Origin of the sequence: Enterobacter sp. DNB-S2, from assembly GCF_019443845.1 — a bacterium.
Classification (GTDB): Bacteria; Pseudomonadota; Gammaproteobacteria; order Enterobacterales; family Enterobacteriaceae; genus Enterobacter; species Enterobacter asburiae_B.
This window is the reverse complement of the sequence record NZ_CP050520.1, coordinates 2,546,859-2,569,912: the sequence shown is the minus strand read 5'-3', so window position 1 is coordinate 2,569,912 and position 23,054 is coordinate 2,546,859. Positions and strand designations below refer to the sequence as shown.

At 58.6% G+C, this 23,054-nt stretch carries 18 protein-coding genes and 1 other RNA gene; 12 read left to right on the top strand and 7 right to left on the bottom strand.

Going from position 1 to position 23,054, the window contains the following annotated elements:
- Positions 1 to 2: 2 nt before the first annotated feature.
- The 3 genes from HB664_RS12215 to fdhF all read left to right on the top strand — a co-directional run bounded on the left by HB664_RS12215 (position 3) and on the right by fdhF (position 2,973).
- Positions 3 to 323 carry a hypothetical protein gene (locus tag HB664_RS12215; RefSeq protein WP_143347184.1) on the top strand — a complete coding sequence of 107 codons (321 nt, stop codon included), beginning with the start codon at positions 3 to 5 and terminating at the stop codon, positions 321 to 323.
- Positions 324 to 352: 29 nt separating this feature from the next.
- Positions 353 to 631: a biofilm/acid-resistance regulator YmgB/AriR gene (locus HB664_RS12210; protein ID WP_023311323.1), complete on the top strand. Its 279-nt coding sequence runs from the start codon at positions 353 to 355 to the stop codon at positions 629 to 631.
- A gap of 191 nt (positions 632 to 822) precedes the next feature.
- A complete protein-coding gene (gene fdhF, locus HB664_RS12205) occupies positions 823 to 2,973 on the top strand; it encodes a formate dehydrogenase subunit alpha (protein WP_219939519.1) in 2,151 nt (716 codons plus the stop codon).
- 88 nt (positions 2,974 to 3,061) lie between these two features.
- Here the strand turns inward: fdhF and HB664_RS12200 are convergent, their stop codons facing one another.
- From HB664_RS12200 to HB664_RS12190, 3 genes are all read right to left on the bottom strand, one after another.
- Positions 3,062 to 3,256, bottom strand: a complete 195-nt coding sequence (locus HB664_RS12200; protein WP_003857766.1) for a YdiH family protein — start codon at positions 3,254 to 3,256, stop codon at positions 3,062 to 3,064.
- A gap of 85 nt (positions 3,257 to 3,341) precedes the next feature.
- On the bottom strand, positions 3,342 to 3,752 hold the full coding sequence (menI, locus tag HB664_RS12195) for a 1,4-dihydroxy-2-naphthoyl-CoA hydrolase (RefSeq protein ID WP_023311321.1): 411 nt from the start codon (positions 3,750 to 3,752) through the stop codon (positions 3,342 to 3,344).
- Positions 3,749 to 6,805, bottom strand: a complete 3,057-nt coding sequence (locus HB664_RS12190) for an FAD-binding and (Fe-S)-binding domain-containing protein (RefSeq protein WP_033145296.1) — start codon at positions 6,803 to 6,805, stop codon at positions 3,749 to 3,751. The genes menI and HB664_RS12190 overlap by 4 nt, the downstream gene beginning before the upstream one ends.
- 199 nt (positions 6,806 to 7,004) lie before the next feature.
- Here HB664_RS12190 and ydiK point away from each other — a divergent pair, with 199 nt between their 5' ends.
- Entirely contained in the window at positions 7,005 to 8,120 is a 1,116-nt protein-coding gene (gene ydiK / locus HB664_RS12185) for an AI-2E family transporter YdiK (RefSeq protein ID WP_033145295.1), read from the top strand.
- 209 nt (positions 8,121 to 8,329) lie between these two features.
- Positions 8,330 to 8,437, top strand: an RNA gene (gene rprA / locus HB664_RS12180) — antisense sRNA RprA.
- A 5-nt stretch (positions 8,438 to 8,442) separates the two neighbouring features.
- Here rprA and HB664_RS12175 read toward each other — a convergent pair.
- From HB664_RS12175 to ppsA, 3 genes are all read right to left on the bottom strand, one after another.
- Positions 8,443 to 10,818, bottom strand: coding sequence for a glycoside hydrolase family 3 N-terminal domain-containing protein (locus HB664_RS12175; protein ID WP_033145294.1), 2,376 nt, complete (start codon positions 10,816 to 10,818; stop codon positions 8,443 to 8,445).
- Positions 10,819 to 10,821: 3 nt separating this feature from the next.
- Positions 10,822 to 12,222, bottom strand: a complete 1,401-nt coding sequence (locus HB664_RS12170) for an MFS transporter (protein WP_058840771.1) — start codon at positions 12,220 to 12,222, stop codon at positions 10,822 to 10,824.
- Between the two features lie 233 nt (positions 12,223 to 12,455).
- Positions 12,456 to 14,834, bottom strand: coding sequence for a phosphoenolpyruvate synthase (gene ppsA, locus HB664_RS12165; protein ID WP_023311316.1), 2,379 nt, complete (start codon positions 14,832 to 14,834; stop codon positions 12,456 to 12,458).
- 335 nt (positions 14,835 to 15,169) lie between these two features.
- Between ppsA and HB664_RS12160 the strand changes: the two genes are divergently transcribed.
- Both HB664_RS12160 and aroH read left to right on the top strand, forming a co-directional pair.
- Positions 15,170 to 16,003 carry a pyruvate, water dikinase regulatory protein gene (locus HB664_RS12160; protein WP_023311315.1) on the top strand — a complete coding sequence of 278 codons (834 nt, stop codon included), beginning with the start codon at positions 15,170 to 15,172 and terminating at the stop codon, positions 16,001 to 16,003.
- A 152-nt stretch (positions 16,004 to 16,155) separates the two neighbouring features.
- Entirely contained in the window at positions 16,156 to 17,202 is a 1,047-nt protein-coding gene (gene aroH, locus HB664_RS12155; protein WP_008500645.1) for a 3-deoxy-7-phosphoheptulonate synthase AroH, read from the top strand.
- Between the two features lie 10 nt (positions 17,203 to 17,212).
- Here aroH and HB664_RS12150 read toward each other — a convergent pair whose 3' ends face one another.
- Positions 17,213 to 18,124, bottom strand: coding sequence for a LysR family transcriptional regulator (locus HB664_RS12150; protein WP_167819314.1), 912 nt, complete (start codon positions 18,122 to 18,124; stop codon positions 17,213 to 17,215).
- 140 nt (positions 18,125 to 18,264) lie between these two features.
- Here HB664_RS12150 and HB664_RS12145 point away from each other — a divergent pair, with 140 nt between their 5' ends.
- From HB664_RS12145 to HB664_RS12125, 5 genes are read left to right on the top strand one after another with little or no spacing between them, the layout of a single operon-like run.
- Entirely contained in the window at positions 18,265 to 18,972 is a 708-nt protein-coding gene (locus HB664_RS12145) for a CoA transferase subunit A (RefSeq protein WP_064672329.1), read from the top strand.
- 2 nt (positions 18,973 to 18,974) lie between these two features.
- A complete protein-coding gene (locus tag HB664_RS12140) occupies positions 18,975 to 19,631 on the top strand; it encodes a CoA transferase subunit B (protein WP_039262087.1) in 657 nt (218 codons plus the stop codon).
- Positions 19,632 to 19,640: 9 nt separating this feature from the next.
- The gene (locus HB664_RS12135) at positions 19,641 to 20,822 is read left to right on the top strand and encodes an acetyl-CoA C-acetyltransferase (RefSeq protein ID WP_219939518.1); all 1,182 of its coding nucleotides are present in this window, start codon (positions 19,641 to 19,643) and stop codon (positions 20,820 to 20,822) included.
- 44 nt (positions 20,823 to 20,866) lie between these two features.
- Positions 20,867 to 22,258 carry a GntP family permease gene (locus HB664_RS12130; RefSeq protein ID WP_219939517.1) on the top strand — a complete coding sequence of 464 codons (1,392 nt, stop codon included), beginning with the start codon at positions 20,867 to 20,869 and terminating at the stop codon, positions 22,256 to 22,258.
- A 10-nt stretch (positions 22,259 to 22,268) separates the two neighbouring features.
- Positions 22,269 to 23,039 (top strand): 3-hydroxybutyrate dehydrogenase, encoded by a 771-nt coding sequence (locus tag HB664_RS12125; RefSeq protein WP_143347193.1) that lies wholly within the window; start codon positions 22,269 to 22,271, stop codon positions 23,037 to 23,039.
- Positions 23,040 to 23,054: the final 15 nt, after the last annotated feature.

The window sequence follows — 23,054 nt, the reverse complement described above, 5'->3', positions numbered from 1 at the left end:
ATATGAAGAGCAGTAACGCAGACAAACTGATCGACACGCTTATCGGTGAAGCCGTTCTCTCTCTTTTGAAAGAGCGGGGGCCAGTGACAACCGAAGGATTGCTGCAGCGTCTGCGGGTCATGGAAGAACATGAAAAGGATCCCCGGCGGCGGGAGACACTTGCGGTGGTGATTGCCGAGATCGGCTCAAATAGCACCGCCTTTACACGTCGCAGAACCGCGCAAGGACGAACGAACAGAGAGGGACCTCTCAACGATAAGAAAGACAATGTAGTGCCGTTATTTGGAAGTGGAAAACCGTCCGACCCCAAAAAAATACATTGACTGCAATTTAACAGCTACGGTGAGAACAAATGAGACAAAATATTCAGCTTCAACCCGAGTACCACTCTGCTTTTTTAGACAGTGCGCTGTCGGAATATTTCCGTCATGCAGGCGATCGTTTTGCTGAAGAGTCCGCTGTTTTTTCAACTGCAGTACGCTGTGTTCTGGCCTCCGAAGGCCATCTGTCCAACAAAGCGATTATCCTCTGGCTCATTCAGACGCTGGAAGCGACCCACGATGTTGTCCAGGCGGATGTAATTCGCAAGACGCTGGAAATTGTCGTGGGCTACACCATGGACGACCTGTAATTTCACGGCCACTCATCCTGCTTTCGTGTCATCGTCAAAACTGACGAATGTTCTGACGATGACACGCGCCTTCCCCGCTTAACACCCTGTAAAACCAGCAAAGCCAACCTGGCACGGTTCCTGCTTACCTCTGCTTACGGGACTGGGTTTTCCAGTCAACTTTGCTTCATTTCTTAACAGGTCTGTTATTGATGAAAAAGATCGCCAGCGTCTGCCCCTACTGCGGTGCAGGCTGTAAATTAAACCTTGTCGTTGAAAATAACCGTATCATCCGTGCCGAAGCCGCAGAAGGCGTCACAAACCAGGGCACCCTGTGTCTGAAAGGCTTTTACGGCTGGGACTTCCTCAACGATACCCGTCTGCTCACCCCGCGCCTGACCCAGCCGATGATCCGCTACCATAAAGGCGAGGCATTTACTCCCGTCACCTGGGAAGAGGCTATCCGCTACACCGCCCACAGGCTCAGCAGCATCAAAGCGCAGCACGGGCCGCGGTCGATCATGACCACCGGATCCTCCCGCGGAACCGGCAATGAAACAAACTATGTGATGCAAAAATTTGCCCGCGCGGTGCTGAACACCAACAACGTGGACTGCTGCGCGCGCGTTTGTCACGGCCCTTCCGTGGCCGGTTTACAGGAAACGCTCGGCAACGGCGCGATGAGCAACTCAATCAACGATATTGAAAACTCAAAATGCCTGCTGGTGTTTGGCTATAACTGCGCGGACTCCCACCCTATCGTCGCCCGACGCGTGCTGAAAGCGCGGGAAAATGGCGCAAAAATTATCGTCTGCGATCCGCGGCGCATTGAAACGGCGCGCATCGCCGACCAGCATCTGCAGCTGAAAAACGGCAGCAACATGGCGCTGGTAAACGCCTTTGGCTACGTGCTGCTGGAAGAGGAGCTCTACGACAAAAGCTACGTGGCGCGCTTTACCGAGGGGCTTGAGGCCTACCGCCAGACGGTGAAAGACTATGCGCCGGAGAAGGTTGAGCATCTTACCGGCATTCCCGCCCGCGACGTTCGCCAGGCGATGCGCACCTTCGCGGCGGCCCCTTCCGCCACCGTGATGTGGGGTATGGGCGTGACCCAGTTTGGTCAGGCCGTGGATGTGGTCAAAGGGCTTTCCAGCCTGGCGCTGCTGACCGGCAACCTCGGCCGCCCTGCCGTCGGCGTCGGGCCGGTGCGCGGACAAAACAACGTTCAGGGCGCCTGCGATATGGGCGTTCTGCCGAATATGTTCCCGGGCTATCAGGATGTGACCGATCCGGCGGTCAGGCAGAAGTTTGCCGATGCCTGGGGAATTGACGCAGATAAAATGGACGATCGGGTCGGGACGCGCATTACCGAGGTGCCTCATCTGGCGCTGGAAGGCAAGGTCAAGGCCTACTACATCATGGGGGAAGATCCGCTTCAGACCGAAGCCGATCTCGGTCTCGTTCGCAGCGGTTTTGAGGCGCTCGACTTTGTCGTGGTCCAGGACATCTTTATGACCAAAACGGCAGAAGTGGCGGACGTTCTGCTTCCTGCCACCTCCTGGGGTGAACACGGCGGCGTCTTTACCTGTGCCGATCGCGGATTCCAGCGTTTTGGCAAAGCCATTGAGGCCAGCGGCAACGTGAAGCGCGACTGGGAGATTATCAGCCTGCTCGCCACCGAGATGGGCTACCCGATGCATTATGACTCCAACCAGCAGATCTGGGACGAGATGCGCGAGCTGTGCCCTCTCTTCTGTGGCGTGACGTATGAAAAAATGGGCGAGATGGGCCACGTGCAGTGGCCGTGCCCGACGCTGGATCATCCGGGAACGCCGTACCTGTACAAAGACAATCAGTTCGACACCCCAACCGGTAAAGGCCAGCTCTTTGCCGCACCGTGGCGCGCACCGGCGGAAACTCCGGACGCAGATTTCCCGCTGGTGCTGTGTACGGTCCGTGAAGTGGGGCACTACTCCTGCCGCTCGATGACCGGGAACTGCGCCGCGCTGCAAAGCCTGGCCGATGAGCCGGGCCGGGTGCAAATGAACCCAGCCGATGCGGAAAAGCTGGGCATCGCGGAGGGCCAGCTAGTCTGGGTGCGCTCACGTCGCGGCAAAGTGATTACCCGCGCCAGCATCAGCGAACGTATCAACGCCGGGGCGGTCTACATGACCTATCAGTGGTGGATTGGCGCCTGCAACGAGCTGACCCAGGATAATCTCGATCCCATCTCAAAAACGCCGGAAACGAAGTATTGCGCGGTGCAGCTGGAGGCGATTGAGGACCAGCGCTGGGCGGAGGATTTTGCGGCGTCGGCGTATCAGTCCATGAAGTCGCGGCTGATCAACGCCGTCAATGTCTGAGGAAAATATCGGGTGGCGTCACCGCCGCCCGATACTGAATTGCAGACACAAAAAAGGCCGCACTCGCGGCCCTTTTATTCTCATGTACTCAATGGACGTGAACGCCCAACCGCCAGGCAAAATAGATCTCTTCTTTCAGTTCATTCGAAGAGAGCGCCAGCAAATCTGTAAATTCCAGCTCAAGCTGTTTCAGCTTTTTCAGGTACTGCGCCGGAGACAGGTTGCTCTTATCGCGACGTAAATATTCAATTGCCAGCTGTGTTGGGGTTATTTCAGTATCCATGATGTCCTCGCTTATGTACAAAACCTGACCAGTATATCACAACGGACTGGCTAGTTTTTGACCAAAGGCAAAACATCTGAAAACTTTACACAACCGCCGTGGTCAGCCGCGACGAGCAGCACAGGCGATCCTGCTCATCGAGAATATCTATCTGCCATACCTGATGGCGGCTTCCGGCGTGCAGCGCGCGGCAAACACCGCGCACGCGCCCGCTGCGCACCGAGCGTATGTGGTTAGCATTCACCTCGAGTCCAACAACCTTCTGCTCCCCTTCGGTACAGAGATAGCCCGCCACCGAGCCCAGCGTTTCGGCCAGCACGACGGAGGCCCCGCCATGCAATAAACCAAACGGCTGGTGGGTGCGACTATCGACCGGCATGGTGGCCTCAATCTCATCGTCGCCAATGCGGATGAACTGGATATCCAGCAGCCCCACCATATTCCCCTCGCCCATGGCGTTCAGCGCCTGCAGCGTCACGGCACGTTTCCAGATCATCCAATTATCTCCAGTAAAGCCTGCAATGGGTGACGCACACCGTTACCTTCTACCCGTTTTACCTGGCTGCGACAGGAGTAGCCCGTCGCCAGACAGCGGTTTCGCGGCAAACGCTGCATCGCCTGATGCCAGGACAGCTCATAGATGCCGAGCGAGTTGGCGTGGTTTTTCACTTCGTGTCCGTAGGTTCCGGCCATCCCGCAGCAGCCTACGTTGACGCTCTCCAGCTTCGCACCAAAGCGGGCAAAAACGGACGCCCACTGCGCGGGGGCACCCGGCAGCGCGGTCACTTCCGTGCAGTGGCCGAACAGATACCACGGTTCACCGCTGACGTCCTGAACGGCTTTATCTGCCAGCGCCACCGGAAGCCACTCGTGCACCAGCATGACGTTGAAATCACCGCGCTTATCGCCCAGCGTCTGCTTGTATTCATCGCGATAGCAAAGCACCAGCGCCGGATCGACGCCAACCATCGGTATCCCGAGTTGCGCCACGCGGTTTAAGAAGTCAGACGTTTTCTGCGCGGTCTTCGCAAATCGGTTCAGGAAACCCTTAATGTGCTGCGCCTTGCCGTTGGGAGAGAACGGCAGCACAACCGGCTGGTAGCCCACTTTCTCCGCCAGACGGACAAAATCGGCCACGACCTGCGCATCGTAGTAGCTAGTGAACGGATCCTGCACCACCAGCACCATACTGGCTTTTTGCTCCGGAGCGAGCGCCTCCAGCTGCTCCAGAGTCATGTTCGCCGAACGGTGACCGACGAGCTGGCGCTGCAGAGACGGCACCGACAGCAGCGGCAGATCGACCATGCCGATGTGTTTTTCGGAGAGCTTGCGCACCAGCGGCTGGTTGATAAAGAAGTTGAAGGTCTTTGGCGCACGCGCCATCAGCGGCGCGTAGCTTTCCACCGTCGCCACCAGATGGTCGCGCACCGGGCGGAGGTATCGGGTGTGGTAAAGCTGCAGGAAACGCGAGCGGAATTCCGGCACGTCGATTTTAATCGGGCACTGGGTGGAGCAGGCTTTACAGGCCAGACAGCCGGACATCGCCTCTTTCACCTCGTGGGAGAAATCATACTCGCCCTTGTTGGCATGCCAGCTGTTGCGGGTGCGCTCAATCAGCGAGCGCAGGCTGGCCCGTTTTTCCGGCAGCTCCTGCTCCAGCTTGAGCGGATCCACCCCGCGGTCGGCCAGCAGACGCAGCCACTCGCGCACCAGCGTCGCCCGCCCTTTCGGCGAGTGAATACGATTGCTGGTGATTTTCATCGACGGGCACATCGGGCTTTTCACATCAAAGTTAAAGCACAGGCCATTGCCGTTGCACTCCATCGCGCCGCGCCAGGACGAGCGCACCGCAATAGGGATCTGCCTGTCGTAGGTGCCGCGCTTGACGGCATCCACCTGCAGCATCGGGGCATCAACACCCTCAGGCGGACAGATTTTACCCGGGTTGAGGCGGTTATGCGGATCGAAAGCCGCTTTCACCTTACGCAATTCCGCGTAGAGCTGTTCGCCGAAGAATGCCGGGCTGTACTCCGCGCGGAACCCTTTCCCGTGCTCCCCCCACAGCAGACCGCCGTATTTGGCGGTTAAGGCCACCACGTCGTCGGAGATCTGCTTCATCAGGATCTCCTGCTGCGGGTCGCACATGTCCAGAGCCGGACGCACGTGCAGTACTCCGGCGTCGACGTGGCCGAACATGCCATAGCTCAGGCCGTGGCTGTCCAGCAGGGCGCGAAACTCCACGATATAATCCGCCAGATGCTCGGGCGGCACGCAGGTATCTTCGGCAAAGGGAATGGGCTTCGCCGCCCCTTTCGCATTGCCGAGCAGGCCCACGGCTTTTTTACGCATCGCATAGATACGCTCAATCCCGGCCAGATCGTTACAGAGCTGCCAGCCGATCACGCCGCCTTCACCCTGCGCAATCAGCTCGTCCAGACGCTGGCAGAGCGTGGTGACCTGACGCTCAATCAGCTCCGCATCATCGCCGGCAAATTCCACGATATTAAGACCGAGCATCTCTTTGTCCGGCACGTCGGTAATGAGGTCGCTTACGGAGTGCCAGACAATATCTTCCCGGGCAAGATTGAGCACCTTAGAGTCGACGGTCTCCACCGACAGCGCCTGCGCTTGCACCATAAACGGCGCATTGCGCAGCGCGGAGTCGAAGGAGTCATATTTGACGTTCACCAGACGGCGCACTTTCGGCAACCGGGTGATATCCAGCCGCGCTTCGGTAATAAATGCCAGCGTTCCTTCGGAGCCGGTCAGCACGCGGGTTAAATCAAACTGGGTCAGGTCATCGTTGAAGACGTGACGCAGATCGTAACCGGTCAGGAAGCGGTTCAGCTTGGGGAATTTATCGAGAATAAGCTGGCGGTTGTCGCGGCAGCGTTCCAGCACGGTGCGATAGATGCGTCCGCTGGCGGTGTTGTCTTTGCCCAGCGTTTCCGCCAGTTCAACCGGCATCGGCTGGGTATCGAGGATGTCGCCGCCCAGCAGCACCGCACGCACGCCCAGCACGTGATCGGAAGTTTTACCGTAGACCAGCGAGCCCTGCCCGGAGGCATCCGTGTTAATCATCCCGCCAAGGGTGGCGCGGTTGCTGGTGGAAAGCTCAGGGGCAAAAAAGTAGCCGTACGGCTTGAGATACTGATTAAGCTGATCTTTGATGACGCCCGCTTCGACCCGCACCCACCCCTCTTCCGGGTTGATCTCAATGATGCGGTTCATATAGCGCGACATATCAACAATGATGCCCTGGTTCAGCGCCTGACCGTTGGTTCCGGTGCCGCCGCCGCGCGGCGTGAAGACCAGCGAGGCAAACCGCTCCTGCGTGGCCAGCCGGGCGATAAGCGCGACGTCGGCCGTTGAACGGGGGAAAACCACGGCATCGGGAAGAAGCTGGTAGATACTGTTATCGGTCGCCATCGTCAGCCTGTCGGCATAGTTCGTGGCGGTATCACCTGTAAAACCCTGTTGCTCCAGTGCCTGCAAAAAATTAAGCACCAGCTGAACGACGCCAGGTGCCTGAGAAATCTGTGGGATCATGACTGTCGACCCTAATTAGAGTTGTATGAAATCGTTTGCGTGTATCTTAAAAGTTTTATCACATTTTTTTCTTATAATCTCTGCTGAATTACAGGCAGAATTCGCCTGTTAAAAACCGCTGAGATCATTAATGATTAAAGAGACGCGGTTTTCCGTTCCCGCCAGTCTTACTGGCGTTCTTTTAAGGAAAGTTTCATTTATGGTCAATCTTCGCCAGCCCAGGGATGTTGCGCAAATTTTGCTGTCGGTGCTGTTTCTGGCCCTCATGATTATTGCGTGTCTGTGGATTGTTCAACCCTTTATTCTCGGCTTTGCGTGGGCTGCGACCGTTGTCGTGGCCACGTGGCCTTTGCTGCTGCGCTTACAGAAGCTGCTGTTCGGCCGTCGCGGGCTCGCCGTGCTGGTCATGACGCTCCTGCTGTTCCTGCTGTTTATCATTCCGATTGCCCTGCTGGTAAATAGCCTGGTGGATTCGAGTGGCCCGGTTATTCGCGCCATTAGCAGCGGCGACCTGACGCTGCCGGATCTCGCCTGGCTGAACAGCATTCCGCTGGTGGGCGCCAAACTCTACAGCGGCTGGCATAGCCTGCTGGAGATGGGCGGCAGCGCGCTGATGGCAAAAGTCCGCCCGTATATTGGCACCACCACCACCTGGTTTGTCGGGCAGGCGGCGCATATCGGCCGCTTTATGATGCACTGTACCCTGATGCTGCTCTTCAGCGCCCTGCTCTACTGGCGCGGCGAGCAGGTGGCTTTAGGCGTTCGTCACTTTGCCACCCGCCTGGCGGGCAAACGCGGTGACGCAGCGGTGCTGCTGGCCGCGCAGGCCGTGCGCGCGGTTGCGCTGGGCGTGGTGGTCACCGCGCTGGTGCAGGCGGTGCTGGGCGGGATCGGTCTGGCGATTTCCGGCGTACCGTACGCTACCGTGTTCACCGTGGTCATGCTGATGACCTGTCTTGCGCAACTGGGGCCTCTGCTGGTGCTGGTTCCCAGCATTATCTGGCTCTACTGGACGGGCGATACCACGTGGGGAACGGTGCTGCTGGTCTGGAGCTGCGTGGTCGGCACCATGGATAACGTGATTCGTCCGATCCTCATTCGCATGGGTGCAGACCTGCCGCTGATCCTGATCCTCTCCGGGGTCATTGGCGGATTGATTGCCTTTGGCATGATTGGCCTGTTTATTGGCCCGGTGCTGCTCGCCGTCACCTGGCGTCTGTTCTCTGCCTGGGTGCATGAAATTCCGCCGCCGGGAACTGACCCGGACGTGATTTTGAGCGAACTGGAAGAGCTGGAAGAGAAGAACACGCATTAAGGTTTGTTGCCGGGTGGCGTTAACGCTCACCCGGCCTACACTTTCCCGCATGATACTTAAACACTGCTAAAGTATTTATTCGTTACTCACTGGTCAGACCCGCCTTTTCAGCAATAAGTCTGCTAATAACCTCAAGAATTCTTTACGTCTCTTTAACTATTGAGACGAATCCGATCGACGCTAAATAACACAATGCCTACTATTAGCACACGGTTATAAATCAACACCTTGATTTATAAGCATGGAAATCCCCTAAGTGAAACAACGAATTGCTGTGTGTAGTCTTTGCCCATCTCCCACGATGGGCTTTTTTTTATTCTGACTACGCGCGTTGAACCTCACAGGTACTGAGCATCCGCCACTCAGCCGGCAGCACCCGCGTTTCCCCTGTCGCATTGACCATCACCGTCTCGCGGATATCCGCCGACGATGCGCCAACCTGCAGCTCAAACTCGCCCGGCTCGACGATGCGTTTTCCGTCGCGACGGGTGAAGTTGAACATCTCAACCGGCAGCGTGAAGGTGAGCGTGGCGGTTTCTCCCGGCGAGAGCGTGACGCGCTGGAAGGCCTTCAGCTCCTGAAGCGGCCGCACCTGCGTGGCGACCTTATCCCTGACGTAAACCTGCACCACCTCGCTGCCGCTGCGCTCTCCGGTATTGGTGATATCCACGCTCAGCCTCACCTCACCGTCGACCGGTACGCTGCTTTCGGCGACGCGGACAGCGCCCCAGCTAAACGTCGTCCAGCCGAGGCCGAAGCCAAACGGGTAACGTGAGCCGAAATGGAACGCAAACGGCGTGCCGCCGCTTTTGAGCTTGTGATTGTAGTAATACGGCATCGCACCGGCGCTTTTCGGTACGCTCACCACCAGACGACCCTGCGGCTCCGCACGCCCGGTTAACACGTCCGCAATCGCCCAGCCCCCTTCCTGCCCCGGCGCCCAGGCCATCATCAGCGCCGCGACCTTATCTTCCAGACCCTGCAGGTTGTATGGACGCCCCCCGGTCATGACCACAATCACCGGTTTACCGGTGGCGACCAGCGCTTCCAGCAGCTGTTGCTGCACGCCCGGCAGGTTCAGGGAATCGGTATCGGAACCTTCCCCCACGGTACCGCTCTGGAACAGCCCGGCGAGATCGCCCACGCAGGCCACCACCACGTCACTCTCCTGCGCGGCGTTCACGGCCTCGGGGATCGGGGCGGTACTTTGCGATACCGGCGACTGCTGCATCGGTTTGCCGCCGCTGTCGCCAGGGAAGACCGGCGCGCCCGCCATCCGTTTTTCGATGATGTGGCACCCTTTGGCATAGCGGACGTTCGATGCACCGAGATACTGCTCCAGCGCCGCGCGCGGGGTCGTGACCTGCGAGGTCTCTTCCACCATATCGCTGATGATCAAATGCACCGGGAAGCTGTAGCCGCTGAGTAATGCCAGCGGATCGTCTGCCGTCGGCCCCACTACCGCCACGCGGGGTTTGCCCCCGAGCGGTAAAATGCCGTTGTTTTCCAGCAGCGTGATCGATTTCGTCGCCACCTCCCGCGCGGCCTGGCGGGTCATATCGTTTTGCAGATCGATACCGTTTTCATCCGCGTACGGCTTTTCAAACAGGCCAAGGCGGAATTTTTCCGTCAGCGTACGCGCCACGATCTCGTCGACCTTCGCCATAGAGATCAGCCCGCGCTCTACCGCTTCCGCCAGATGCCGCGCGCAGTCGTCTTTCGGCAGCTCAACGTCCAGCCCGGCGTTGAACGCCAGCGCAGCAGATTCGGCCGCATCGTGGGAAATCCCATGGTGCTGGTGCAGCAGGCTTACGCCGCCGTAGTCCGCGACAATAATCCCGTCGAACCCCCACTGCTCTCGCAGGACGGTGGTCAACAGGAAGCTGTCGCTGTGCCCCGGCTGGTTATCAATATCGTGGTACGCGGGCATCACCGAACCGGCGTTTGCCAGCTTGACCGCCATTTCGAACGGCAGCAGGAAGGTGTCGTTCAGCTCGCTGAACCCAAGGTGGACCGGCGCATGGTTGCGCGCTCCTTCGCTGAACGAATGCCCCACGTAATGCTTGAGCGTCGCCAGCAGATCGCGCTTATCGCCCTGTAAGCCCTTCACGTAGGCGGTCGCCATTACGCCCACCAGCCAGGGATCCTCCCCGAAGGTCTCTTCCGTTCGCCCCCAGCGCACGTCGCGGGATACGTCCAGCACCGGCGCCAGCCCCTGCTGGCAGCCGACGGAGCGCGCCTCTTTGCCAATCTGCTCTGCCGCCCGCTGCACCAGCTCCGGATCCCAGGTCGAACCGTAGTTCAATGACGACGGGAACAGGGTGGCGTCTTTGCACAGCAGCCCCACCAGACACTCCTCGTGGAATAGCGCCGGGATGCCGAGCCGCGTCTCTTCCATCATCATGCGCTGCAGGCGGTTCGCCGCGCGCACGCCGGTCTTCGCGTCAACGATGTGGGTGCCCAGCGGCCGCGTGATCTGCCCGACGCCCAGCTTGAGCCGTTCGCTGAGCGCAGCCTGCTCGCTCACGCCGGCAAATTCGTCACTCAGATCGCTGCGCTCGCGGTGGTTACCGTTTTCATCGAGGATCAGCCAGTACGCGTGCATCTGGGCGAACTTCTCTTCCGGGGTCATGCGCGCCAGTAAATCGGCGACGCGCTCGTGCACGGGACGTCCCGCGTCCTTATAGATAGTCGTCATGTTTTACTCCTGTAGTGCGGAAGGGGTTGCCGGGCTGAGCTGCCCCGCTTCGGGTCTGACTTCACGCTTGCTGGCCAGCTCCCGGGCGATGGAATCCACCAGCCGGCTGTTGAGTTTGTAGATGGCAAGCAGCGCGACCATGCAGAGGAACAGCGCGCAAGGGATAAGGGTGAACAGCGCGTTGATGGTCGAGAGAACGCCTGGCGCCTGGGTTGCCTGGCCCGGGGCGTAATCCACCATGCCAAGCACCCAGCCGACGACCGCCCCGCCCAGCGCCAGGCCAAACTTGATGGCAAACAGCGCGGTGGAGAAGACCAGCCCGTCCAGACGACGGCCGCTGCGGTGCTCTTCGTAGTCGACCACATCGGAGAACATGGTCCACTGCAGCGGCGTGGTGAGGTTTTGAATAAAGCTAAAGACGATGTTAAGGCCAAAGATTAGCCACACCTGTGAAGGAGGCAGGAAGAAAATCAGCGCGCCGAAGATAACGAAGGAGATAATCGTCCACTGGTAGGCGCGCACGCGGTCAAATTTCCCCAGCAGCCGTTCAGATAATAATGCGCCGCTTAAGGAGGCCACCATGCCGGAAACAATAAAGGCAAAAACCAGATCCGGGCGCAGCAGCACATAGTTCACGTAATACATGGTGGCGGAACCGCGCGTCACCACCGCCGTTAACAGCAAAATATTAAACAGGAACACAATACGCCACTGGCTGTTCCCGGCCAGCAGTTTTAAATCGGTGAGCATGGAGCCGGAGGTATCATTGCGCGGAGAATAACGCTCGCGGGTCATCAGGAAACAGCAGAAGAACAGCACAATTCCCAGCAGACCCATCAGGCTCATGGCATAGAAATAGCCTTTCTGCACGTTGCCCTGGCCTAACAGTGAGACCAGCGGCAGGGCGATAACCGTCACGATCAGCCCGCCGATAAACGACAGCCCAAAGCGCCACGACTGCAGAGAATGACGCTCGCGCGGGTCCAGCGTCAGCGCGCCGGGCATAGCGCAGTAAGGCACGTTAATTGCGGAGTAAATCAGGCTTAAAATCGCGTAGGTCACGCAGGCGTAAACGATTTTTGCCGTCGGCCCAACGTCCGGCACATAGAAGGTAATGAGGCAGCTCACGCCAAACGGGATGGCAAACCACAGCAGCCAGGGACGGAAACGTCCGTGACGCGTCCGGGTGCGGTCAACCAGTGCGCCAATGCACGGGTCGACAAACGCATCGACCACGCGCACCACTAAAAACATGGTGCCCATAATCGCGGCGGGCAGCCCAAATACGTCTGTATAAAAATAAGCGAGAAATAAGGTTGCCGTTTGCCAGACCAGCGCGCTGGCCATATCGCCTAAGCCATAACCTATTTTATCTTTGGTACGCAATACAGAGGAGAGAGTCATTGTTATTTGCCTTTTTATCAGGTTAAAACGTATTTCAACCAGTTGCGCATCTTCTTAAGGGAAATGCGCAGTAAGGCTCAAGTATTAGCAACGGTTTGCGCGCTAACAATTGTCTAAATTGACAGACAAATTATGATATTTGGTTTTTTACTTTATTTGTGATGGGGAGCAAATAAGAAATGAAATAAAAAAGGCGAGGAATAATATCCTCGCCTTTTCGGGTCAGCGTGGCGTTACTTGTTCAGTTCCGCCAGGCTCAGCCAGGTTTGCACCACGGTGTCCGGGTTCAGGGACAGGCTATCGATCCCCTCTTCCATCAGCCATGCGGCAAAGTCTTCATGGTCGGATGGACCCTGACCGCAGATCCCGACGTATTTACCCTGCTTCTTCGCCGCGCGGATGGACATGGAGAGCAGCGCTTTCACCGCCTCGTTGCGCTCGTCGAACAGCTCGGAGACCACGCCGGAGTCGCGGTCCAGACCCAGCGTCAGCTGCGTCATGTCGTTCGAGCCGATAGAGAAGCCGTCGAAGTGCTCGAGGAACTGCTCGGCCAGCAGGGCGTTGGACGGGATTTCGCACATCATGATGATCTTCAGCCCGTTCTCGCCGCGCTTCAGACCCTGACGCGCCAGCTCGTCCACCACCGCTTTCGCCTGATCCACGGTACGCACGAACGGGATCATGATTTCGACGTTGGTCAGCCCCATGTCGTTGCGCACGCGTTTCACCGCCTCACACTCCAGCGCGAAGCAGTCGCGGAAGCTGTCGGACACGTAGCGTCCGGCCCCGCGGAAGCCCAGCATCGGGTTCTCTTCTTCCGGCTCGTAGCGCTCGCCGCCTACCAGGTTGGCGTATTCGTTAGACTTAAAGTCAGACAGACGCACGATCACGCGTTTCGGATAGAAGGCGGCGCCCAGCGTCGCGATCCCTTCGGTCAGACGGCCGACGTAGAACTCTTTCGGCGAGTCGTAGCCTTTCATCATCTCGCGGATTTCGTTCTGCAGCTTCGGATCCTGGTCGTCAAACTCCAGCAGCGCGCGCGGGTGAACGCCGATCATACGGTTGATGATAAATTCCAGACGCGCCAGGCCAACGCCTTCGTTCGGCAGGCAGGCGAAGTCAAACGCGCGGTCCGGGTTGCCGACGTTCATCATGATCTTCAGCGGCAGGTCCGGCATGGTATCCACGCTGGAGCTCTTCACGCTGAAGTCGAGAATATCGGCGTAGACGTAGCCGGTATCGCCTTCGGCACAGGAGACGGTCACGTTCTGCCCGTCCTTCATGCGTTCGGTGGCGTCACCGCAGCCGACAACCGCGGGAATGCCCAGCTCGCGGGCAATGATCGCCGCGTGGCAGGTACGACCGCCGCGGTTGGTGACGATAGCCGCCGCTTTCTTCATGATCGGTTCCCAGTCCGGGTCGGTCATGTCGGTCACCAGCACGTCGCCTGGCTCAATACGGTTCATCTCGCTGATGTCGTGGATCACTTTGACCGGACCGGCACCGATGCGGTGACCGATGGCGCGGCCTTCCGCCACGATTTTACCCTGCGCGTGCAGCGTATAACGCTCCATCACCTGACCGCGAGAGCGGACGGTTTCCGGACGCGCCTGCACGATAAACAGCTTGCCGGTGTTCCCGTCTTTTGCCCATTCGATGTCCATCGGACGGCCGTAGTGTTTTTCGATCTGCACCGCCTGCTTCGCCAGTTCCTGCACTTCGGCGTCGGTCAGGGAGAAGCGGTCGCGCTGCTCCTGCGGTACATCTTCAATTTTAACCTGCTTGCCATGCTCCTGGGTCGGGGCATAGATCATGCGGATTTTTTTCGAGCCCATGGTGCGGCGCACCACCGCCGGACGGCCAGCGGCCAGCGTAGGCTTGTGGACGTAGAATTCGTCAGGGTTTACCGCGCCCTGCACCACCATCTCACCCAGACCCCACGCGGAGGTGATAAACACCACCTGGTCGAAGCCGGATTCGGTATCAATGGAGAACATCACGCCGGATGAGCCCACGTCCGAGCGCACCATGCGCTGAACGCCAGCGGAGAGCGCCACGCCGCGATGGTCGTAGCCCTGGTGCACGCGATAGGAGATGGCACGGTCGTTGAACAGGGAAGCAAACACGTGCTTCACCGCCACCAGCACCGCATCGTAACCCTGGACGTTCAGGAAGGTTTCCTGCTGTCCGGCAAACGAGGCGTCCGGCATATCTTCTGCGGTCGCAGAGGAACGTACGGCAAAGGAGGCCTGCGCATCGTCAGCAGAGAGCTGGTTGTACGCGTCGTGAATGGCTTTTTCCAGTTCCGGCTGGAAAGGTGTGTCGATGATCCACTGGCGGATCTGCGCCCCGGCTTTGGCAAGCTCGGTAACGTCGTCAATATCCGTTTTATCCAGCAGGTCGTAAATGCGCTGGTTAACACCGCTCTGGTCTAAAAACAGGTTAAAGGCATCGGCGGTGGTGGCAAACCCGTTCGGTACGGAGACACCCATACCTGACAGATTTGTAATCATTTCACCCAGGGAGGCATTTTTGCCCCCAACTCTGTCTACATCATTCATGCCGAGTTGGTTATACCAAAGCACCAGCGGTGACGAGCCATTGTTGGACATCGAAACAATCCTTTTGTGATATTTGATCGGAGTAAGTAACACCTGACTACGTATTTATACTGGCATATTTATTTCCGCTAAAAAAACGGTGAATCGTGTAAGCAATTTAAAATTTCAACTTTTCGGATACTTTCCCATCAACGATTAACCCGATGATTCCTCTATATTCAGCCAGAAACCCCAAAAATAAAGTCGCTATTTGAAAAATGAAATCCACTTTTCAGGAAAATCAAAAACAGCGTTTCATTCATAATTAGGATAAGTTCTTTGCTGTGTAATTTACTTTTTTAATTTATGCTTTCAGACAATTAGGTCTGATATTCAGGGTGAGTAAAATGGATAGTGCTGTCGATCGCCACGTTTTTTATATTTCTGATGGTACGGCGATCACCGCCGAGGTGCTGGGCCACGCGGTGATGTCGCAGTTTCCCGTCTCGATTAACAGCATCACGCTGCCGTTTGTCGAAAACGAGAGCCGCGCCAAAGCGGTGAAGGACCAGATTGACGCCATCTACCAGCAGACCGGCGTCCGCCCGCTGGTGTTCTACTCTATCGTGATCCCCGAGATTCGCTCCATCATTCTGCAAAGTGAAGGCTTCTGCCAGGATATCGTGCAGGCGCTGGTGGCGCCGCTGCAGAGCGAGCTTAAGCTCGACCCGACCCCGATTGCCCACCGAACCCACGGGCTGAACCCCGGCAACCTGACCAAGTACGACGCGCGTATCGCCGCTATCGACTACACCCTGGCCCACGACGACGGTATTTCGCTGCGAAATCTCGACCAGGCGCAGGTGATCCTGCTTGGCGTGTCGCGCTGCGGCAAAACCCCGACCAGCCTTTATCTGGCGATGCAGTTTGGCATTCGCGCCGCAAACTACCCGTTTATCGCCGACGATATGGATAACCTGGTGCTGCCCGCCGCCCTTAAGCCGCTGCAGCACAAGCTGTTCGGCCTGACGATCAACCCTGAACGCCTTGCGGCCATCCGCGAGGAGCGTCGCGAGAACAGCCGCTACGCCTCCATGCGCCAGTGCCGGATGGAGGTCTCCGAAGTGGAAGCGCTGTACCGCAAAAACCAGATCCCGTGGCTGAACAGCACCAACTATTCGGTTGAAGAAATTGCCACCAAAATTCTCGACATCATGGGGCTTAATCGCCGCATGTACTAATATGCTAGTACATTAACTCAGATTCAGGTATCATCATCTGCAACCACGGGGCGGTGTCGCCCCGAACTTGAAATCAGCAGGGATTGGTTTAAGGTGATGCCCATCACTTCCCGGTAGTCTGCCGATGAAGCAAAAATTTTCTGAGACATTCCATGAATAAAACCGATGAACTCCGCACTGCGCGCATTGACAGCCTGGTCACGCCGGCTGAACTGGCACAGCGGCATCCCGTTTCCGCCGCCGTCGCGGAACATGTGACGGCCTCCCGCCGCCGCATTGAAAAAATCCTGAACGGTGAAGACAAACGTCTTCTGGTGGTGATTGGGCCTTGCTCCATCCACGATCTGGATGCCGCGATGGATTATGCAAAACGACTCCAGGGACTGCGGGATAAGTACCAGCATCGCCTTGAGATCGTGATGCGCACCTACTTTGAAAAACCGCGCACCGTGGTGGGCTGGAAAGGCCTGATTTCCGACCCTGACCTCAACGGCAGCTATCGCGTTAACCACGGTATCGAGCTTGCGCGGAAGCTGCTTTTACAGGTCAACGAGCTGGGCGTTCCGACGGCGACCGAGTTTCTCGATATGGTGACCGGGCAGTTTATCGCCGATCTGATCAGCTGGGGCGCGATCGGCGCGCGCACCACCGAAAGCCAGATCCACCGTGAGATGGCCTCTGCCCTCTCCTGCCCGGTCGGCTTCAAAAACGGGACCGATGGCAACACCCGTATCGCGGTTGATGCCATCCGCGCTGCCCGTGCCAGCCACATGTTCCTGTCGCCGGACAAGAGCGGTCATATGACCATCTACCAGACCAGCGGTAACCCTTACGGGCATATCATTATGCGCGGCGGGAAGAAACCCAATTACCATGCCCAGGATATTGCGGCGGCCTGTGAAACGCTGGCCGAGTTCGACCTGCCGGAACATCTGGTGGTGGATTTCAGCCACGGCAACTGCCAGAAGCAGCATCGCCGCCAGCTGGACGTCTGCGATGAGATCTGCCAGCAGATCCGCAGCGGCTCGACCGCCGTTGCAGGGATTATGGCTGAGAGCTTTATCAAAGAAGGCACGCAGAAAATCGTTGCCGGACAGCAGATGGTTTACGGCCAGTCGATCACCGACCCGTGCCTGAGCTGGGAAGACAGCGAACTGCTGCTGGAAAAGCTGGCAGCTGCGGTGGATACCCGCTTCTGAAGCCTTCGGGTCAGCCGGATCGCACCGCCTGACCCGGCTGGTAAAAATCTTTCAGCGTTTCCAGCAGGGCATGCGCCGCTTTAGAGAGCTGCGTGTGTCCTGGATGGATCGCTCCAATGCACTTTTCTATCGGCGGGTTATCCAGCGGAATACAGACCGCGCCCAGCGCCGTCATCTGCGCCTCGCAGAGCGCCGGAACGGCGCTGCCGCCCAGCCCGCTCGCGACCATTCGCCCGACCGTCACCAGCTGATGACTCTCCAGCGCCACGTCCAGCTTTCTGCCGCTTCGCGCCAGCTCCTCCTCCATCATCAGACGTACCGCCGAAGGGCGCTGCAGGGTGATGAAATCCAGCGTCAGCAGCTCTTCCCATGACAGGCGCTTCTTGCCTGCCAGCGAGGAATCTTTCGGCACAATGGCCACAAACCTGTCGAGGCCCAGCGGGGTAAACAGCAGGTTATGCGTTGGCGCGGGCTCAAAGGCGATGCCCATCTCGACCCGCCCTTCCCGCACCATCTCTATCACCTGCTCGTTAATGACATCATGCACGGTGACGTTGATCCCGGCATGGCGATCGCGAAACGCTTTTAGCACCTCGGGCAGGACATTCGCGGCAAACGACGGCATGGCCGCAACCGAAATTTTACCGCGCTGCAGGGTAAAGCACTGGTGCATCGCCTCTTCGACGTTATCCCAGTCGGCAAGCAGCTGGCGCGCCATCGGCAAAAACGTCTCTCCCTCCTGCGTCAGCGCGACCTTGCGCGTGCTCCGCTGCAGCAGCGGTCCACCGAGCGCATCCTCCAGCGCTTTAATCGTCAGGCTCAGGGCCGGCTGGGAAAGATTCAGCCGTTCGCTGGCGTGCGCGAAATTGAGAGTGTGAGCTACCGCTAAAAACGCGCGTAACTGTTTGACACTCATTCTCATTTTTCATCCTGTTAACTAATTGAAAAAATTTAGTTAACAGTAAATTAATAAAAAAACCAAATGAGTGGGTCACAAATTCAAAATTAACAAATGAGTCGCCGCCCCTAATGATACCGGCACGGATAACGGGAGGGATAACTATGGCGGGACTGGACAAGCGCGTCGGCAGCTATGCGCAGGCGCTGGATGGGCTGACGGACGGAATGACCTTGCTGGCGGGCGGCTTCGGCCTGTGCGGGATTCCGGAGAACCTGATTGCAGAGGTCAGACGCCGTCAGGTGAAAGATCTGACGGTGGTATCAAACAACTGCGGCGTGGACGGTTTCGGTCTCGGGATACTGCTCGAAACGCGGCAGGTTCGCAAAGTGGTGGCCTCTTACGTCGGCGAGAACGCCCTGTTCGAGCGGCAGGTGCTGAGCGGCGAACTGGAGATTGAACTCACGCCTCAGGGCACGCTGGCGGAAAAGGTGCGCGCGGGCGGCGCGGGCATTCCGGCATTTTACACGGCCACCGGCTACGGCACGCCCGTGGCTGCCGGCAAAGACGTGCGCCAGTTTTCGGGGAAGCACTACATCCTTGAAGAGGCCATTACCGGCGATTTCGCGCTCATTAAGGGCTGGAAAGCGGACTGGTACGGCAACGTTGTCTATCGGCATACCGCGCAAAATTTTAATCCGCTGATGGCAACGGCGGGCCGGATAACGGTCGTCGAGGTGGAAGAGATAGTTCCCCCGGGCGAGCTGCCCCCGTCGGCCATTCATACCCCGGGAATTTACGTCGACAGGCTGATTGTCGGCCAGTTTGAAAAACGCATTGAACAGCGCACCCTGCGCGCGGAAGGAGTCTGACGATGTTAACCCGTGAACAGATGGCCATGCGCGTCGCCCGCGAGCTGCGCGACGGGTATTACGTCAACCTGGGGATCGGCATCCCTACCCTGGTGGCGAACTACATTCCGGACGGGATGGATGTGATGCTCCAGTCAGAAAACGGACTGCTGGGGATGGGGGCTTTTCCTGACGAGCAGAGCCTTGACGCCGACATGATCAACGCCGGTAAACAGACCGTAACCGCGCGCACCGGCGCGGCCATTTTCGACTCGGCCCAGTCGTTTGCCATGATCCGCGGCGGTCATGTGGATCTGACCGTACTGGGCGCGTTTGAAGTGGACGTCGAGGGCAATATCGCCTCGTGGATGATCCCCGGAAAGATGGTGAAGGGCATGGGCGGCGCGATGGATCTCGTCGCCGGGGCGCAGAACATCATTGTGGTGATGACCCACGCCTCGAAAAGCGGTGAGTCTAAGCTGCTGCCGCGCTGCACGCTGCCGCTCACGGGCGCGGGCTGTATCCGTCGGGTCCTCACCGACCTCGCATTACTGGAGATCGAGGACGGCGCGTTCATCCTGCGGGAATACGCCCCCGGCGTCAGCATCGACGAAATTGCGGCTAAGACAGCCGGGAAAATGATTGTGGCGGACAACGTTCGCGAGATGCGCTTCAACTGAGGACTCACGATGAAAGAAGTCATAATTGTCGGGGCAACGCGAACCCCCATTGGCAGTTTTCGCGGCTCGCTATCGTCCCTTTCAGCGGTTGAGCTGGGGGCCGTCGCGGTGCGGCACCTGCTGGAGAACAGCGATCTTCGCGAAGAACAGGTAGATGAACTGATTTTCGGACAGGTGCTGACGGCGGGATGCGGGCAAAACCCCGCGCGTCAGACGGCCATCGCCTCCGGATTACCCGTCAGCACGCCGGCGACAACGGTCAACCTGGTGTGCGGCGCGGGCCTAAAAGCGGTGCAGCTCGCCGCGCAGGCGATCCGCTGCGGCGACGCGAACGTGGCCATCGCTGGCGGTCAGGAGAGCATGAGCAACGCCCCCTATCTGCTGGACGGCGCGCGTTCAGGGCTGCGTTTTGGCCATACGGGCCTGCAGGACAGCATGATTACCGACGGGCTGTGGGACGCGTTCAACGATTACCACATGGGGATCACCGCTGAAAACGTCGCCCGTGAGAATGCCATTTCCCGCGAGCAGCAGGACGCCTTCGCCGCCCGGTCGCAGCACAAAGCGGCCTTTGCCATCGAAGCGGGTCGGTTTGACGCCGAGATAGCGCCGGTGACGGTAAAACAGGGCAAAAAACCGCCGGTTATCGTCAGCCGTGACGAACAGCCCCGGCCTGGCACTACCGCTGAGCAGCTGGCGCAGCTGCGCCCCGCCTTTTTGCAGGCGGAAGGCACGGTGACGGCTGGAAATGCGTCGACGCTCAACGACGGTGCCGCCGCGGTGCTGCTGATGAGCGGCGAAAAGGCGCGGGAGAGCGGTTTGCCGATCCTCGGTCGCATCGTGAGCTACGCCGTGACGGGCGTTGACCCGTCGGTAATGGGCATCGGTCCGGTCAGCGCCTGCCGGACGGCGCTGGCGAGGGCGGGCTGGACGCTCGATGACGTGGATCTCATTGAAGCCAATGAAGCCTTTGCCGCCCAGGCGCTGGCGGTAGGCAAGCAGCTCGGCTGGGATGAGCGCAGGGTGAACGTTAACGGCGGCGCTATCGCCCTGGGTCATCCGATTGGCGCCTCCGGCTGCCGCATCCTCGTGACGCTGCTGTACGAAATGCAGCGCCGTGACGTCAAAAAAGGGCTCGTCACCCTGTGCGTGGGCGGCGGGCAAGGCATTGCTCTGACCGTCGAGCGTTAAGCATCTCGTTGATACCCGAATAATAATTAAAGTGAGGAGTCGTAATGAGCGTGTTAATTGCCCTGGCGGCGCTGGCGCTGCTGATGCTGGCGGCCTATCGCGGATACAGCGTTATTTTGTTTGCGCCGATTGCGGCGCTCGGCGCCGTGCTGCTGACCGATCCGGGTGCCGTCGGCCCGACGTTTACCGGCCTGTTTATGGAAAAGATGGTGGGCTTCGTCAAGCTCTACTTCCCTGTGTTCCTGCTGGGGGCCGTTTTCGGCAAGCTGATTGAGCTTTCCGGTTTCTCACGATCTATCGTCGCGGCCGCGATTCAGATCCTCGGTCGTCGCCACGCCATTCCGGTGATCGTCCTGGTGTGCGCGCTGTTAACCTACGGCGGCGTGTCGCTGTTCGTGGTGGCGTTTGCGGTTTACCCTTTTGCCGCGGAACTGTTCCGCCAGAGCGGCATCCCCAAGCGACTGATCCCGGCCACCGTGGCGCTGGGGGCGTTTTCGTTTACCATGGACGCCCTGCCCGGCACGCCGCAGATCCAGAATATCATCCCCACCAGCTTCTTTGGCACAAACGCCTGGGCCGCGCCGTGGCTGGGGCTTATCGGCTCTCTGTTTATTATCGTTTTTGGCCTGCTCTGGCTGGAGCGCCAGCGTCGTAAGGCGTTCAATAACAACGAGGGCTACGGCACGGATCTGAAAAATGAACCCGAGACGCCGGATAACATTAACCTTCCGCACCCGCTTATTGCTATCTCCCCGCTGCTTGTGGTGGGCATACTGAACCTGCTGTTTACCCGCTGGATCCCCGGCTGGTACGGCACGACCCACGAGCTTACTCTGCCCGGCCTGGCGAAACCGATTGTGACCGAGGTGGGCAAGATCACCGCCATCTGGGCCGTCGAGGCTGCGCTGATCTCCGGTATCGTGCTGGTGCTGATTTTTGGCTTTCGCAATATTCGGGGTCGTCTGGCTGAAGGCAGCCGGACCGCGGTGAGCGGTGCCATTCTGGCGGCGATGAATACCGCCTCGGAATACGGTTTCGGCGCGGTGATCGCCGCCCTGCCCGGGTTCCTGGTGTTATCCAAAGCGCTGGCGGCCATCCCCAATCCGCTGCTGAATGAGGCCATCAGCGTGACGGTGCTTGCGGGGATCACCGGCTCGGCGTCCGGCGGGATGAGCATTGCCCTCGCCGCCATGTCAGACTCGTTTATCGCCGCCGCCCACGCCGCCAATATCCCGCTTGAGGTGCTGCACCGCGTGGCCTCGATGGCGAGCGGGGGGGTGGATACCCTTCCCCATAACGGCGCGGTGATTACCCTGCTGGCGATTACCGGCCTGAGCCATCGTCAGGCCTACGGCGGCATTTTCGCTATCACCCTCATTAAAAGTCTGGCAGTGCTTTTTGTCATTGCCGTGTTCTATCTGACCGGCATTGTGTAAGGAGAGAAAGATGAATCTGAACGGTAAGACCGCGCTGGTGACGGGCTCGACCAGCGGCATTGGACTTGGGATCGCCCGCGTACTGGCGAAGGCCGGGGCGCAGCTGATCCTCAACGGTTTCGGCGACAGCGAATCAGCAAGAGAAGAGATTGCGCAACTGGGCAAAAAGCCGGGCTATCACGATGCGGACCTGCGTGACGTGCTGCAAATTGAAGCCATGATGCGCTACGCCGAATCGCAGTTTGGCGGCGTGGACATTCTTGTCAACAACGCCGGAATACAGCATGTCGCGCCGGTTGACGCGTTTCCGGTGGAGAAATGGAACGACATTATCGCCATCAACCTCTCCTCGGTATTTCACACCAGCAGGCTGGCGCTGCCCGCCATGCGCGAGAAAAACTGGGGGCGCATCATTAATATCGCCTCCGTTCACGGGCTGGTTGCCTCAAAAGAGAAGTCAGCCTACGTGGCCGCCAAGCATGGCGTAGTGGGCTTTACGAAATCGCTGGCGCTGGAAACCGCCCGCACCGGTATTACCGCCAATACCATCTGCCCGGGCTGGGTACTGACGCCGCTGGTGCAACAGCAAATCGACCAGCGCATCGCTGAAGGCGTCCCGCCGGAGCTGGCTCGCGATCGGCTTCTCGCGGAGAAACAGCCTTCGGGCGAGTTTGTTACCCCGGAGCAGCTGGGTGAACTGGCGCTGTTTTTGTGCAGCGATGGCGCCGTGAACGTTCGCGGCGCCGCGTGGAATATGGATGGCGGCTGGGTTGCGCAGTAATTTTTGCCGGGTAAG